Origin of the sequence: Cellulomonas hominis (assembly GCF_005239125.1) — a bacterium.
In the GTDB taxonomy this organism is placed as follows: Bacteria; Actinomycetota; Actinomycetes; order Actinomycetales; family Cellulomonadaceae; genus Cellulomonas; species Cellulomonas hominis_A.
Genome location: NZ_SZYE01000002.1, coordinates 1 through 14,296, shown reverse-complemented (window position 1 = coordinate 14,296; position 14,296 = coordinate 1). Strand labels below are relative to the sequence as shown.

Annotated in this window: 17 protein-coding genes and 1 pseudogene; 10 read left to right on the top strand and 8 right to left on the bottom strand. The window is 76.3% G+C overall.

Going from position 1 to position 14,296, the window contains the following annotated elements; translation table 11 throughout:
• Positions 1-1,362 (top strand): sensor histidine kinase, encoded by a 1,362-nt coding sequence (locus tag FA014_RS00510; RefSeq protein ID WP_154727762.1) that lies wholly within the window; start codon positions 1-3, stop codon positions 1,360-1,362.
• A complete protein-coding gene (locus FA014_RS00505; RefSeq protein ID WP_154727761.1) occupies positions 1,359-2,033 on the top strand; it encodes a response regulator transcription factor in 675 nt (224 codons plus the stop codon). The genes FA014_RS00510 and FA014_RS00505 overlap by 4 nt, the downstream gene beginning before the upstream one ends.
• Before the next feature lie 84 nt (positions 2,034-2,117).
• Here FA014_RS00505 and FA014_RS00500 read toward each other — a convergent pair whose 3' ends face one another.
• Positions 2,118-2,771, bottom strand: coding sequence for a TetR/AcrR family transcriptional regulator (locus FA014_RS00500; protein ID WP_154727760.1), 654 nt, complete (start codon positions 2,769-2,771; stop codon positions 2,118-2,120).
• A 78-nt stretch (positions 2,772-2,849) separates the two neighbouring features.
• Between FA014_RS00500 and FA014_RS00495 the strand changes: the two genes are divergently transcribed.
• The 5 genes from FA014_RS00495 (at position 2,850) to FA014_RS00480 (ending at position 7,100) form a co-directional block, all read left to right on the top strand.
• On the top strand, positions 2,850-3,773 hold the full coding sequence (locus FA014_RS00495) for an ABC transporter ATP-binding protein (protein WP_154727759.1): 924 nt from the start codon (positions 2,850-2,852) through the stop codon (positions 3,771-3,773).
• A 1-nt stretch (position 3,774) separates the two neighbouring features.
• Positions 3,775-4,530: a hypothetical protein gene (locus FA014_RS00490; protein WP_154727758.1), complete on the top strand. Its 756-nt coding sequence runs from the start codon at positions 3,775-3,777 to the stop codon at positions 4,528-4,530.
• Positions 4,531-4,583: 53 nt separating this feature from the next.
• Positions 4,584-4,985, top strand: coding sequence for a putative immunity protein (locus FA014_RS20990; RefSeq protein WP_328288159.1), 402 nt, complete (start codon positions 4,584-4,586; stop codon positions 4,983-4,985).
• Complete coding sequence (locus FA014_RS00485; protein ID WP_154727757.1) at positions 4,885-5,124, top strand: hypothetical protein; 240 nt, start codon at positions 4,885-4,887, stop codon at positions 5,122-5,124. Before FA014_RS20990 ends, FA014_RS00485 begins: the two co-directional genes overlap by 101 nt.
• 506 nt (positions 5,125-5,630) lie before the next feature.
• Positions 5,631-7,100 (top strand): MFS transporter, encoded by a 1,470-nt coding sequence (locus FA014_RS00480; protein ID WP_328288158.1) that lies wholly within the window; start codon positions 5,631-5,633, stop codon positions 7,098-7,100.
• Positions 7,101-7,193: 93 nt separating this feature from the next.
• On the opposite strand, the gene FA014_RS00475 is transcribed toward FA014_RS00480, so the two are convergent.
• Positions 7,194-8,165, bottom strand: coding sequence for an SDR family NAD(P)-dependent oxidoreductase (locus FA014_RS00475; RefSeq protein ID WP_154727756.1), 972 nt, complete (start codon positions 8,163-8,165; stop codon positions 7,194-7,196).
• 84 nt (positions 8,166-8,249) lie between these two features.
• Here FA014_RS00475 and FA014_RS00470 point away from each other — a divergent pair, with 84 nt between their 5' ends.
• Positions 8,250-8,789, top strand: coding sequence for a TetR/AcrR family transcriptional regulator (locus tag FA014_RS00470; protein ID WP_154727755.1), 540 nt, complete (start codon positions 8,250-8,252; stop codon positions 8,787-8,789).
• Positions 8,790-8,799: 10 nt separating this feature from the next.
• On the opposite strand, the gene FA014_RS00465 is transcribed toward FA014_RS00470, so the two are convergent.
• Complete coding sequence (locus tag FA014_RS00465; protein WP_154727754.1) at positions 8,800-9,162, bottom strand: SdpI family protein; 363 nt, start codon at positions 9,160-9,162, stop codon at positions 8,800-8,802.
• Between the two features lie 113 nt (positions 9,163-9,275).
• Positions 9,276-10,187, bottom strand: a complete 912-nt coding sequence (locus FA014_RS00460) for an alpha/beta hydrolase (RefSeq protein WP_154727753.1) — start codon at positions 10,185-10,187, stop codon at positions 9,276-9,278.
• Between the two features lie 105 nt (positions 10,188-10,292).
• Between FA014_RS00460 and FA014_RS00455 the strand changes: the two genes are divergently transcribed.
• Positions 10,293-11,042: a MerR family transcriptional regulator gene (locus FA014_RS00455; RefSeq protein ID WP_154727752.1), complete on the top strand. Its 750-nt coding sequence runs from the start codon at positions 10,293-10,295 to the stop codon at positions 11,040-11,042.
• 24 nt (positions 11,043-11,066) lie between these two features.
• Here FA014_RS00455 and FA014_RS00450 read toward each other — a convergent pair whose 3' ends face one another.
• Together FA014_RS00450 and FA014_RS00445 are read right to left on the bottom strand one after the other, a co-directional pair.
• Positions 11,067-11,738: an HAD family hydrolase gene (locus FA014_RS00450; RefSeq protein WP_154727751.1), complete on the bottom strand. Its 672-nt coding sequence runs from the start codon at positions 11,736-11,738 to the stop codon at positions 11,067-11,069.
• 34 nt (positions 11,739-11,772) lie between these two features.
• Positions 11,773-12,513 carry an alpha/beta fold hydrolase gene (locus FA014_RS00445; RefSeq protein WP_154727750.1) on the bottom strand — a complete coding sequence of 247 codons (741 nt, stop codon included), beginning with the start codon at positions 12,511-12,513 and terminating at the stop codon, positions 11,773-11,775.
• A gap of 73 nt (positions 12,514-12,586) precedes the next feature.
• On the opposite strand from FA014_RS00445, the gene FA014_RS00440 reads away from it, so the two are divergent.
• Positions 12,587-13,309, top strand: coding sequence for a helix-turn-helix transcriptional regulator (locus FA014_RS00440; protein WP_154727749.1), 723 nt, complete (start codon positions 12,587-12,589; stop codon positions 13,307-13,309).
• Positions 13,310-13,333: 24 nt separating this feature from the next.
• On the opposite strand, the gene FA014_RS00435 is transcribed toward FA014_RS00440, so the two are convergent.
• A complete protein-coding gene (locus FA014_RS00435; RefSeq protein ID WP_154727748.1) occupies positions 13,334-13,672 on the bottom strand; it encodes an ArsR/SmtB family transcription factor in 339 nt (112 codons plus the stop codon).
• A 4-nt stretch (positions 13,673-13,676) separates the two neighbouring features.
• Positions 13,677-14,296 (bottom strand): annotated as a pseudogene (locus FA014_RS00430) (MFS transporter); the annotation flags it as partial.

Sequence of the window (14,296 nt, the reverse complement as noted above, 5' to 3'; positions counted from 1 at the left end):
GTGGCCGCGCACGACAGGACCGACGAGGACGGGCTGACCACCCCGCCGGTCTTCACCGAGCTGTCCGCGCGCCCGCTCGGACCGGTCCGCCGGTTCCTGCGGCGGCGCCCGGTGGTGGTGGACCTGCTCGTGGCCGCCGGCTTCGCGGGGTGGGCGCTGCTGCTGGGCGTCGGAGCGGACTCGATGTACTCCCTGCACGCGCGGTTCGGCGGGGACCGGGTGCTGCAGATGCAGCTCGCCTCCGCCGGGATGACGGTGGCGGGGGTGGTCGCGCTGCTCGTGCGCCGCCGCCGGCCGGTACCCGTGGCCGTCGCGATGACGCTGCTCGGGGTCGGGGCGCTGGCGGCGACCGGCGCGACGTCGGGCTTCGAGGTCGGGGCGGCGGTCGCGCTGTTCACCGTCGCCACCCGTCGGGACCCGGCGGTCACGTGGCGCGTGCTCGCGGGGACGGTCACCTCGCTGCTCCTCGCCGCGTGGCTGCTCCCGCTGCCGCCGGTCGTCGGCGCCCTCATGGCCGGTCTCGACCCGGACGGGGCGGGCCGCGACCTCCGGGGCACCGTCTGGTTCCAGACCGCCGCGCCGGTGGTCGTGCTCGCCCTGCTCGCCGTCGCGACCGGTGCGAGCGTGCGGAACCGGCGGCTCCACCTCGCGGCCTTCGTCGAGCAGGCGAACGCGGTGGCCCGCGAGCAGGAGCAGCGCGTGCAGCTCGCCCGGGCGTCGGAGCGCGCACGCATCGCCCGCGAGATGCACGACGTCGTCGCGCACAGCGTCTCGGTGATGGTGACCCTCGGCGGTGGTGCGGCCGCGGCGCTGGACCAGGCACCGGACCGGTCCCGGGCGGCGCTCGGCGAGCTGGTCGCGACCGGCCAGGGGGCGCTGCGCGACATGCGCCGGGTCCTGGACGTCCTGCACGAGGACGAGCCCGGTGGCGCGGCGGGCCCGGGGGTGCCGCTCACCCCGCAGCCCGGCACCGGGGACCTGGGCGCACTCACCGACCGGTTCCGCACCGCGGGCCTCGCGCTGCACGCGACCGGGCTCGACGACCGCGGCCTGGCGACGCTCCCCGCGGCCCTGCAGCTCACGGTGTTCCGCATCGCGCAGGAGGCGCTGACCAACGTGCTGCGGCACGCGCCGGGGACCGCGGGCGCCGCGCTCGCCGTGCGCCGGACCCCCGGGTCGGTGGAGCTCGTCGTGACCGACCAGGGCGACGCCCGCGCCACCCCCGGAGGCGCGGGCGCGGGGCGGGGCGTGCTCGGGATGCGCGAGCGCGCCGCGGCGTTCGGCGGCACCGTCGAGGCCGGTCCGCACGGGGCCGGCTGGCGCGTCCGGGCCGTGCTGCCGCACGCGGAGGGGGACGCATGACCACGGTGCTGCTGGCGGACGACCACGCACTGGTCCGCATGGGCTTCCGCCTGCTGCTGGAGAGCGCCGGCGACCTGGAGGTCGTCGGCGAGGCGGGCGACGGGCGCGCGGCGGTCGAGCAGGCCGCGACCCTGCGGCCGCACGTCGTCCTCATGGACGTGCGGATGCCGAGGACCGACGGCATCGAGGCCACACGGGAGATCGTCGCGGCCGACCCCGAGGTGCGGGTGCTCGCCCTCACCACGTTCGACCTCGACGAGTACGCCTTCGCGGCGCTGCAGGCCGGCGCCAGCGGGTTCCTCGTGAAGGACGCCGCCCCGACCGAGCTGGTGGCGGCGGTGCGGACGGTCGCGGCGGGTGACGCCGTGGTCTCCCCCCGGATCACCCGGCGGATGCTCGAGCTGTTCTCCCGCGCCCTGCCCGCGCGCGGCACCCGGTCGGACGACGGGGTGGACCCGCGGCTGGCCGTGCTCACGCCGCGGGAGCTCGAGGTGCTCCGCTGCGTCGGCGAGGGGCGCTCGAACGGCGAGATCGCCGAGCAGCTCCAGGTGTCGGAGGCGACGGTGAAGACCCACCTGGCGCGCATCCTGCCGAAGCTCGGGGCGCGCGACCGCGTCCAGGCCGTCGTCCTCGCCTACGAGACGGGTCTGGTGCACGTCGGGCGCGGCTGACCGCTCCAGCCGGCGGAGCGACGACGTCGTCAGCGCGCCCGCCCCGGGCGTGGACGTCGGCGTCGGCGGTAGCCGGCGCGCCGGTCACGCGCCGGCGTCGCGCGCCTCGTAGGCGCGCACGAACGCGCGCGCACCCTCGGTCATGATCCGCCGGACGTGCTCGCTCTCGGCGCGCCGGCGCGCCGGCTCGTTGAGCACGCGCAGGGCGGTCAGGGCGTGGAAGTGCGCGGCGGCGAGCCCCGGGTCCTCGGCGTCGAGCAGGCCGGCGCGGGCGAAGCGGTCGACGCGCTCGCTGAGGACCTGCGCGTGGGCCTCGTCGAGCGGGTGGTCGTCGAGCTCCGGCAGCAGCGACTCGTTCTCGTTGATCAGCCGGACGGCGGCGAGGTAGTCCGACGAGAGCAGCAGGGAGCGGCCGAGGTCGGCGGCGAGCGCGGTGAGCGCCTCGTCGAGAGCGGCGACGTCCGTGATGCTCGCGTCGTCGAGGTGCTGCGCGACCAGCCGTCGGAGCGTGGCCAGCGCCCGCTCCCCCGCGTCCTCCACGACGCCGAGCAGGAGGCGCCGCTTGTCCCCGTAGTAGTCGTAGACCGTCCGCTTCGACACCCCGGCGAGCGCAGCCACCGCGTCCATGCTCGTGCGCTCCACGCCCGTCTGCAGGAACAGCTCTCTGGCGGCGGTCAGGATCGCCGCACGCTTGTGCGCCTGGCCCTCGCGCACGGGCTTGTCGCCCACCGTCGTCATCGCCCTCCTCCGTGGTGCTCGGGACGATGCTACACCGTGCGGTGTAGATCTACACGACACGGTGTAGTGTGCCGCCTCATGCACACCACGAACCCGGTGACCTTGCAGGCGCACGCCCTGCAGAAGCGCTACGGGCACCTCACCGCCGTCGACGGCCTGTCGTTCACGGTGAGACCGGGCGTCGTGACCGGCTTCCTGGGCCCCAACGGGGCGGGGAAGTCCACGACGCTGCGGATGTTCCTCGGGCTGGACAGGCCCACCAGCGGTGCGGCGACGGTCGGCGGGCTGCGGCTCGCGGAGACACCGCACCCGATGCGCGTCGTCGGCGCGATGCTCGACGCCCGGGGCGTCCACCCGCGCCGCACGGCGGCGGACCACCTCGCCGCGGTGGCGCGCGCGGGGGGCGTGCCCAGGACCCGGGTGCCCGAGATGCTGGAGCGGGTCGGGCTGGGAGGCGTCGGGAACCGCCCCGCCGGCGACTTCTCGCTCGGGATGAAGCAGCGGCTGGGCATCGCGACCGCGCTGATCGGGGACCCGGCCGTCGTGATCTTCGACGAGCCGCTCAACGGCCTCGACCCCGAGGGGATCCGGTGGGCGCGCTCGCTGATGCGCGACCTGGCGGCCGAGGGCCGCACGGTCCTGTTCTCCAGCCACCTCATGGGCGAGATGGAGCTGACGGCGGACCACCTCGTCGTCATCCACCACGGGCGGCTGCTGGCCGATCAGCCCCTGGCCGCCTTCATCGCCGACCACACCACCGAGCACGTCCGCGCGCGCACGCCGGACCGGCCCGGGCTCCTCGACGCACTCGCCCGCGCGGGCGTGCAGGCCACGGCGGACACCGCCAGCGCGGACGGGATCGACATCGAGGGCGCCGCGACCGACCACGTCGGTCGCATCGCCGCCACCGCCGGCGCCGAGCTGTCGGAGCTGACCGCGGTCCGCGACTCGCTCGAGGACGTCTTCCTCACCATGACCTCGACTCAGAAGGAAGCCGCCTGACATGGACCTCCTCGCCTCGGAGTGGATCAAGACGCGCAGCATCCGCACCACCTGGGTGCTGGCGGCGGGCACCGTCCTGGTCACCGTGGTCGTGAGCCTGCTCGGCATCAGTGGCCTCCAGGCCGACTGGCAGGCCGACCTGCCCGCAGACTTCGACCCGACCGGCGTCAGCTTCAAGGGCATCCTCGTCGGGCAGATCCTCGTCGCGACGCTGGGCGCCCAGGCGTTCACCAGCGAGTACGCGACCGGTCAGATCGTCACGAGCCTGACGATCGCGCCCCGCCGGGCGATCCTCCTGGTCACGAAGCTCGGCGTCACCGCCCTGGTCGCGCTGGCGACCGCCGTGCTCGCGGTGGTGTGCAGCCTCGGCGCGAGCCAGGCGGCGCTGGCCGCCGCGGGACTGCCGACGGCGGACCTGACCGATGCCGACAGCGTCCGGGCGGTCCCGTGCGCCATCGGCTACCTGGTGCTCACCGCCGTGCTCGGCGTGGCTCTCGGCGCCATCACGCGCTCCTCCTCCGGCGCGCTCGCGGTCGTCGTGACCGTCGCGCTGCTCGTGCCGGCACTGGCACCCGGGCTGCCCGGGGCCCTCGGGGAGCTCGCCGGGACCTACTGGCCCACGACGGCCGGACAGGCCTCGTACACGACCACCGGCACCGGAGTCCTGACGGGCCCCGCAGGACTCGCGGTGATGGCGGTGTTCACCCTCTGGACGACGCTCGCGGCGCACATCACGCTCCGGACCCGTGACGCGTGAGCCTCCCGCGACCCCGGCCCGGGCCGGGGTCGCACCGGCGGCATGATGGGGGGATGGCGCACCGGGTCGACCTGACGGCGGACGAGCTGCGCGCCGTCGTCCGGTTCGCGGTCGACTGCGCCCGGGACCTGCTCCCCGAGTTCGAGGCCGTCGCCCCGGACGATGCCCGCCCGCGGGACGCGATCGCCGCCGCGCAGACCTTCGCCGACGGGGCCGCTCGCTCGAACCTGCAGCGCACCGCGTCGTTCGCCGCGCACCGCGCGGCGCGGTCCGTCGCCACGGAACCTGCGCGGCTCGCCGCGCTCGCGTGCGGCGACGCGGCCGCGGCGGCCTACCTCCACCCGATCGCCCGGCGTGGCCACGACCGCCCTGGTCGAGTCGGTCGCCCCGCTCCCCGCCACCGGCGACGGACCGCGGCGGGCGGAGCTGGTGCTGCGGATCGACGCGCCCGGTGAGCCCCGGGTGACGCACACCGAGGCGCTCCCGAGGCCCGTGCGTGTCGGTGAGCGGCTTCCGGTCTGGGTGGTGCGGTTCGAGCCGCGCCGGTTCGCGATCGACTGGGACCGCGAGGCCGTTCCGGAGCACCGGGCCTGACGAGCGGTTCCGCTGCGGCCGGGTACTGCGGGCGCAGTACCCGGCTACTCCGCTGGGCTGATCCGGGCCCGGGTCAGCCCGGCGGAGGGTGACGGCCGGCGCGGGCCCGGGGATGCTGGGTCCGGCCGGAGCGCCCACGACACGTCGACGTCGAGGGCGCGGCCCTCGCGCGGGTGCGGGCGCCGCACGACGGTGGCGCGGCCCGCGGGGTCGACGTCCTCGCGGGACCGGTGCGCCGACCGGGTCCACCGGGTCCACCCCGACGTGCCCCGGCGCCGCCACGGCGTCGGGGCACGATCGTCGGCGTGGGCGTCGTCGCGGCGCGGGGCGGGGCGGCGCACGCTCGTCGTGTCGTTCCTGACCGTCACCACCTGGTCGGCGCTCGCGCTCGGCCCGGTGCGGGGGTACCGTCCCGGCATCTGAAGGAAAATCGCCGTCCGCGCCAGCGACGGCGCGCGCACGCGGTCTCGGGTGAGTCGCCACTTCTTCCTCGAAGGAGTGCACCCGTGACCACGCGACCTCAGAGCCCTGTCACCTCGACCACGCAGCCACCCCGGCCCGCACGGACCCTGCGCGAGGCGTGGCTGCCCCTCACCGGCCTCTCGGCCGTGTTCCTGGTCGAGATGCTCGACAACTCGGTCCTCAACGTCGCGCTGCCGACGATCGGCCGCGACCTGCGCGCCTCGGCCGTGTCCCTGCAGCTGGTGACCAGCTCGTACGCCGTGGTCTTGGGCGGCCTGATGCTGACCCTCGGCGCCCTCGCCGACCGTGTCGGGCGCCGCCGGGTGATGCTGGTCGGGCTCGTCCTGCTCGGGACGGCCAGCCTCGCGGCCGGGGCGGTCACGTCGATCTGGCAGCTCGTCGCGGTCCGGGCGGCCATGGGCGTCGCCGCCGCGATGACGACGCCCGGGTCCCTGGCCCTCGCGTTCCGGCTCTTCGACGACGACGAGCGGCGGGTGCGCGCGACCACCGTCATCTCCACGGTCGGCCTCGTCGGCCTGGCCCTCGGTCCCACCGTCGGCGGTGTCGTGCTCGCCTTCGCGCCGTGGCAGGCGCTGCTGATCGCGGACGCCCCGATCGCCGCCCTGGCGTTCGTGTGCCTGGTCCGCGGCGTCGCGGCCGACCAGCCGGGCGAGCTGCACCGCGCCCCCGTCGACGTGCCCGGCGGGATCCTCGGCACCGCGTCGGTGGTGCTGGCGCTGCTCGCCCCGACCCTGCTCGTGGAGGCGGGCGTCCCGCCCTGGGTGGGCTACGCGGCCGCCGCCGGTGCGGTCCTCGCCGCCGTCGCGTTCGTCCGGCGGGAGCGGTCCACGCCGCACCCCCTGCTCGACCTGCGCCTGGTCGGGCGGCCCCTGGTGTCGTCCGGGCTGGCGTTCAAGGCCGCGACGGGGCTGGCGGCGTCCGGACTCGGGTTCCTGGTGACGCTGCAGCTCCAGCTCGCGTGGGGGTGGACCCCCGCGCAGGCCGCGCTCGGTACCCTCCCCCAGGTCGTGGTCCTGATCGCCGGCGGGTACCTGATCCGACCGATCATGCAGCGGGTCGGCCTCGAGCGGGCCGCCGGGCTCAGCGCGCTCGCCGTGCTGCTCGGGCTGGTCGTGTACACGGTCCTCGGTTCCGCCGGCTACGTCTGGGTGGCGGTCGCCCTGGTGCTCGTCGCCGCGGGTATGCGCGTGAACGGCGTGGTCGCGGGCACGAACGTCATGCGCGGCCTGCCGGAGGACCGGACCACCATCGGCGCCGCGCTCGTCGACACCGCGTCGGAGGTGGCCACGGCGGCCGGTGTCGCCCTCAGCGGCGCGGTGCTCGCCACGCTCGTGGCGGGCGACGTGTCGGCGGACCCGTGGACGCACCAGCAGGTCGAGCAGTTCGGTCGTGTCGTCCCGGCAGCGGGTGGGGCGCTCGCGCTGCTGGCCGGAGCATGCGTCGCCGCCGGCTTCGCGGGTGTGCGGCGGGCCCGGGCGCTCCCCGGACGGTGACGCGCGCGCCCGCACGCGGCCGGCGTGCGCGCCCCGACGCGCTGCCGGCGCCAGGTAGCCGGCAGCGCGTCGGGGCGCGGGCGCGAGGGCTCCTCAGACGCGGAGCTCGACGCCCGCGAGGGCCTCGACCCGCTCCCAGACGCGGCGCACCGCGTCGGCCCCCGGGTCGGCGGTCCGCGCGGGCGCCGCCAAACGCACCGGCAGACCCCGCATCCCCTCGCGGGGCGCCACGTAGTCCCCGCCGCGGATCCCGGGGTCGGTCAGCGCGCGGACGCCGGGCCAGGCCGCCGCGTCCTTGCCCTGCGCCCACGGGGTGTACGGGTTGCGCCGGTACGGCGTGCTGTCGTCGCGGATGCCCGGGCGGTGCGGCGTGCGCGCGTCGACGCCCACACCGGGGTGCGTGACCACCGAGGCCACGGGCCGCCCGGCCGCGCGCAGCCGCCGGTCCAGCTCGAACGCGAGCACCTCCGTGACGGCCTTGGCCTTGGCGTACGCGACGACACCGAGTCGCGGCACCCGCGCGGGGTCGTCGACGTCCGGCCGGAACCGCGCGACGAAGCCGGTCGAGGCGTGCACGACCCGCCCCTCTCCCCCGTGCTCGACGGCGGTCGCCGTCAGCGCGGGCAGGATCCCCGCGAGCAGCCGCACGTGCCCGAGGACGTGCGTGCCGAGCAGCAGCGGGTGGCCGTCCGACGTGCGGGCGCGCGTGCTCATGGACATCGCGCCGCCGTTGAGGAACACGCCGTCGAGGCGCGGGAGCGCCGCGAGCTCGGCCGCCGCCTCGTCGACCGCCCCGAAGGAGCCGAGCTCCAGCACGACGGTCCGCACGTGCGCGTCCGGGGTCCGGGCGAGGATCGCCTCCCGCGCCCCGGCCAGCCGGGCGGCGGAGCGCGAGGCGAGCACGACCTCCGCGCCCGCGGCCGCGAGCTGCTCGGCCGCGAAGTACCCGATGCCGGCGGTCGCGCCCGTGACCACGACGGTGCGCCCGTCCTGGCGGGGCGGGCGCGCCGGATCCCAGGTCGCGTCGCCGGTCGCGGTCCGGTGGGTGGTCGTCTGCTCGGTCATGGTGGCCCCGTCCGTAAGTGGATAGATCATCCGGTCGTGGTCACCGTACCGGATGCTTCATCCGCTTCAGGTAGGGTGGTCCACATGTCCCCCCTCCGCGCCGACGCCGCCCGCAGCCGCGAACGCATCCTCGAGGCCGCCGCCGGCCAGGACCGCGGGACCCTCCGGCTCAACGACGTCGCGCGCGCCGCCGGGGTCGGCGTCGGCACCGTCTACCGGCACTTCCCCACGGTCGACGCCCTCGTCGAGCAGCTCACCGCGGGCACCGTCCAGCGGGCGCTCGACGCCGCCCGCGCCGCCGTGGCCGACGACGCCGCAGGTCCCGCGTTCCACGGGTTCCTCGCCACCGTGCTGGACCTGATGCTCGCGGACGACGGGCTGCAGCAGGTGCTCCTGGCGGCCGACGGCTCCTCCCCCGAGGTCCGCGACGCGAAGGCCGAGCTGACGCGGAGCGCCGCCGTCCTGCTGGAGCGCGCCCAGCGCGCCGGCGACGTCCGGCAGGAGCTCACCCTGGAGCAGCTCATGCACCTGGTCTGCGGGTTCGAGCACGCCGCCCGGCTCGGCCCGCCGGAGGACCGCGGGACGATCGCCGCTGTCCTCCGCGGGGGCCTCCGGCCGGACTGAGTCGGGGCGGTCAGTCGTCGGCGCGCTGGCGGGCGACCCGCGAGGCGGCCGCCGCTCCCGCCCCGAGCGCCAGGACCGTGCAGGCGAGGGACAGCCCCAGGGTGACGACGTAGGCGATCGGTGACAGCTGCAGGGGGACGGACAGCACGGCGATCACCGCAGCCGCGACCAGCAGCGGACCCATGACCTTCCGCGCCGCGGCGTGCCCGGCGCGCCAGGCCTCCTCGCTCGCCATCAGGGACGGCAGGCGGATGCCCGCGGAGCGGCTCCGACCGGCGCCGCCGGCGGCCGAGACGACCGCCCAGATCACGACGTCGAGGACGCCGAGCAGCACGGCGCACCCCACGGCTGCGAACCAACCCGGACTCGTCACCTGCGTCCTCTCCGCGTGGCGGAGGACGGGGTGCCTCGCCGCTGACCAGAGCGACCATTCAACACGATGCCGACGCCCGACCGGCGCCGAGCGCGCCGCGGGGGCCCGGTGGCTCACGCCGGCCGTGCTCGGCCCCCGCGGGTGCCGGAGCCCTCGGCCCCCGAGCGGCACGCTTTCAGGTAGCTCAGGAACGAGGCCTGGAGCCCGGTGACGTGCGTCTCGCGCAGGAGGGCGGTGGACACGTCCGGCGCCCGGTCCGTGCTCTGCAGCCGGTCGTGCACGGCGAGGAGCTGGCTCGCCAGCCTCCGGTAGACGGGCACGGGCCCGAGCGCCTCGACCTCGTTGCCGGTGAGGTGCAGCCGCGCGGGGGTCGCGTCGGTGCGGCGTTCCGGCAGGGCGTCGATCAGCGCGAAGATCTGGCTGTCCTCGGCGAGGACCCCCGGGCTGCCCGCACCGAAGGTCGCGAACGGCGCGGCGTCGCGCAGCCACGCGTACAGGGCGAACAGCCCTCCGTACGAGTAGCCGAAGAGCCCGTGCCCGGTCTCGCTGACGCGGAGCCGCGAGGTCAGGTGCGGGTGCAGCTCGTGGGTCAGGAAGTCGAGGAAGGCGTCGGCGCGGGTGTCGGCGAGCTCGGCGAGGTAGGCGTCCACGACCGCCTGCGACATGAGCCCGCGGTCGCGAGCCGTCACGAGCGTGGACAGGGTGATCTCGTTCACGGGCTCGCCCGGCGGCACGAGGTCCCGGTTCCGGAGCGTGTCCCAGTCCGACGCGTCCTCGCCCGCGTACCCGACGCTGACCTGGACGTACGGGGCGACCGCGAGGAACGGGTCCAGCTGGGTGACGATCAGGGGCGCCGTGAGGCCCACGGACCAGTTGCCGTCGACCACGTACACGAGCGGGAGCGGATCCGTGCCGTCCGCGTACCCGGGCGGCGTCGTCAGCCAGATCCCGTAGCGACGCCCTGACCGCGCCGTGAGCTCGAGGTACTCCGTGTCGGGGAGGCAGCCGTGCAGCATGCCGGTCATGCGGTGGTCCTCTCGTGGGAGACGGGCCCGGGCGCGCGGATCGCGTCCGGTCGGACCCAGGCTGCGACCCCGCCCCTGGGTCAAGGTCAAGCGTCAGGATGGGGTGTGCTCACCATCGGACAGCTCGCGACCCACGCCGGGGTGACGGTCAAGGCCGTCCGCGTCTACCACGCCAAGGGGCTGCTCCCGGAACCGGCGCGGGACGCCTCCGGCTACCGGCGGTACGACAGCCGGGCGGTCGTCGACCTCACCCGGATCGTCACGCTGGCGCAGGCGGGGGTCCCGTTGGCCCGCATCCCGGACGTCCTGGCCGCCGACGGCGACGACCTCGCCCGGCACGTCGCGCTCATCGACGCCACGCTCGGTGACCGCGTCCGCTCGCTGGAGCGGCGCCGGGCTCGGCTGCAGCACCTGGGCCGGCCCGACCGCCTCTGCCTGCCCGCCGAGGCGATCGCGTACCTGGACCGGCTCGGCGCGATCGGGCTCTCCGAGCGGTACCAGGACGCCATCCGCGACGACTGGATCCTCGGGTACGCCGTGGCCCCGGACCTCGCGCGCGGGATCCTCCCCACGCACGCCGCGCTGCTCGACGACGAGGAGTACGTCGCCGTGCTCCGCGGCTACGACGACGCCATCGACCGGAACCCGGACGACCCGCGCCTGGCGGAGGTCGCCGACACCGCCGCCGCGCTCGCCCGCCGCATGACGACGGTGCCGGACCTCCCCGCGTTCGGCCACGTCCGGCCCGACGTGGTCGACCTGCTCACGGCGCACGCCGGCGTCGACTCGCCCGCGTGGCGGGAGCTCGACAGGCTCCTCGCCGACCGGCTCCACCCGGAGGGCCCGGAGTCCTGACGGCCGCCGACCGACCGAGCCGGATCAGACCGCCGACCCGGGCAGCCGGTCCCGCGCCCCGGGTGCCGCGGCGCGGAGCGCCTCGGTGAGCGCGGCGAGGTCCGTGAGCTCGAGATCGGGGCGTTCCTCATCGGCCCGCAGCTGCTGGAGGTGGCCCCACGGTCCTCGCCGGAGCCAGGCGGTCCGCAGGCCCGCCGCGCGGGCCGGCCGGACGTCGTTGTCGAGGCGGTCCCCCACGTACAGCACCTGGTGCGGGCGGAGACCCGTCCGGGCGACGACACGTCGGAAGAACTCGGGCGACGGCTTCGCGACGCCCCACGTCGCGGACGCGGCCACGAAGTCGAGGTCGACCCCGAAGCCCTCGACGGCGGCCTCCGCTCCTGCTGGCTGGTTGCCCGCGACGCCGACGACGAACCCCGCCGCGCGCGCCGCGCGGAGGCAGCCGACCGCATCGGGGTACAGGTCCGCACCGTCGATGTCGGGCACCGACCGCGGTGCCGGCACGCCGAGCAGCGCCCACGCGTCGCGGTGGTCGCGTCCCTGGCTGATCGCCGCACCGACGGCCGCCATGAGGCTGAACGCCGTGACGCCCGCGGCTCTCGCCTGCCGGCTCCACGCCCCCGACTCGTCGACGAGGGTCTCGCCCACGTCGAACACGACGGCACGGAGGCCCGCGGGCAGCTGCGTCCTGGTCACGGGACCAGCCTGACACCGCAGCGGGCCCGCAGTCTCACCCGGCCTCGGCCGCCGCAGCCGCCGCGGTGAGGACGACCTCCGCCAGGTCGGCGGGCCGGCTCCACATCGGCCAGTGCCCGGTGGGCAGGTCGACGAACTCGACGTGCCGGAGCCGCGCGACCTCCGCGAACATCGGGTGGCCCCCGTCCGCCAGCTCCCTCACCTGGGCTCCGGGGATGGAGCAGCACACGAGCGTCGTCGGCACCTCCAGCCGGCCGGGGTCCGAGAGCTGCACGGGCTGCCGCAGCGCGGCCCCGGGCTGCGGGACGGCGCGGGTCCGGAACCGCTCCAGGGACGCCTCGCCCAGGCCGTCGAGGCTCGCCTGCTGCCCCAGCGCGTCGAAGGGCGGCAGGGGCAGCTCGTCCGGGCCGTCCGGGGCGGCGACGGTGCCGGGCGCCACTGGTCCGCTGTCGACCCAGACCACGTGCCGCACCCACCCGGGGTGCCGGTCGAGGACGAGGCTGACGGGTGCGTTGGCCCCGCTGTGCGCCACGACCACCACCGGACGCCCGGCGGACGCGCCGGCCCGGTGCATGGCCTGCTCGATCGCCGCGGCCTGGTCGTCGAGGGTCCTGGACGCGCGCTCGGGGTCGGCGGGGTCGAGGCCGGGCAGGGTCATCGGGACGGCTCGGTGGCCGGCGCCGGTCAGGTGCGCCACCACCTCGTCCCAGGCCCACGCCCCCAGCCAGTGGCCGGGGATCAGGAGGATGGTCGGTGCGTCTGTGCTGGTCGTCATGGCCCGATGCTCGCAAGCCCTCCGGACAGCGGTGTGTCACCATTTCTGGCATGGATCTGGTCCGGGCGTCGAGTTGAGGCGGGCGGAGCGCCTGCACGCGCTGGTCGAGATGCTGCGCCGGCAGGGCACCCGCGGTTGCACGGCCGAGCGGCTGGCCGCCGAGTTCGGCGTGTCCGTGCGGACGGTGAAGCGCGACCTCGCCGCGCTCGAGAGCAGCGGTGCGCCGATCTGGTCCCGCCCGGGGCCCGGCGGCGGGTACGGGCTCACCGCCCGGGCCACCCTCCCGCCGGTCAGCCTGACGCCCGCCCAGGCGGTCGCGCTGCTCGCGGCCGTCTCGGCGGCGCCCGACGCCCCCTACGCCGATCTGGCCGCGGCCGGGGTGCGCAAGGTCCTGGACGTCCTGGACCCCGTGACCCGGAGGAAGGCGGACGAGCTCGCCGGCCGCGTCTGGGTGAACGCTCCCCCGGCCCCCTCGCGTGCCATCAGGTCGGCGCTCGAGCAGGCGATGGCGGAGCAGCGCGTGGTGCGGATCCGGTACGTCGCGGGCGACGGCGGCGTGACGACCCGCGACGTCGAGCCGATCATGTTCGGCGCGATGGGTGGCCGGTGGTACCTGGTCGGCTGGTGCCGGCTGCGCCGCGGCATCCGGTGGTTCCTCGTGACCCGGATCGAGCGCGCCGCCGTGACCGCGACCCCCTGCGGCGACCACGGCGTCGAGGAGGTCGGCACTCCCCCGGCGACCGCTCGGTCGGTGCGGAGCGGCCCGGCGCGCGACGGCGGGGACCCGGGGCGCTGAGCAGCCGGGCGTCGTGCGGACCGGTCAGTGGTGGTGCGGCGGGCGGTCGTAGCGCAGGTGCTCGGCCTGGTGCAGGACGTTGAGCACGAGGGCGTCGATGTGCTCGTTCGCCATCCGGTAGTAGACCGTCGCGCCGTCGCGCCGCGTGGTGACCAGGCGACCCCCGCGCAGCTTGGCGAGATGCTGCGAGACCGCAGGCACCGGGCGGGCGAGGTGCTCCGCGATCGCCCCGACCGACAGCTCCCCGTCGTGCAGCAGGCCGAGGATCGCGAGGCGGGTGCGGTCGGCGAGCAGGCGCAGGACGTCGACGGCGGTGTCGAGGTCGGCGTCCGGGGCGGTGGCCCGGGAGGTCTCGGCGGTCACCCGCTCAGCGTGCCACGTGGCTGACCTCCCGGGTGGGCCACAGCGCGGCTGTCGCCGCGAGAGCCGCCGCGCCCAGGCCGGCGAGGACGAGGGCGGCCGAGCCGAGCCCGAGCACGCTGAGCCACCCCGCCACCGGGTAGGTCACGAGCCAGCACGCGTGCGACAGCGAGAACTGCGCGGCGAACACCGCGGGCTGGTCGCGCTCGGGGGTCGTGCGGGCGATGATCCGGCCCACGGGGGTCTCCGCAGCGGCCCACCCCGCGCCGACGAGGGCGAACAGCGCCCCCACGAGGACGAGACCGCGGGTGCCGGGGACGTGCAGCGCCGCCGCGACCCCGGCGGTCGCGGCCACGACGACCCCGCCGCCGGCGAGCATCAGCGCGCGCTCCGGCAGCGCCTCGAGCGCCCGGGGAAGCAGCACCGCCACCGTGATCGAGCCCGCGCCGAGCGCGGCCATCAGCAGCGCCGCGACCCCGTCACCCCGGGCGTAGACCTCACGGGCGACGAGGACGTACTGCACCAGCACGTAGGCGCCCCCGGCCGCCACGACCATGTTCAGCGCGAGCACCGCACGCAGCGCGGGGGTGCGGACCATCAGGGCGATCCCCCGGCGCGCCCGCCGCC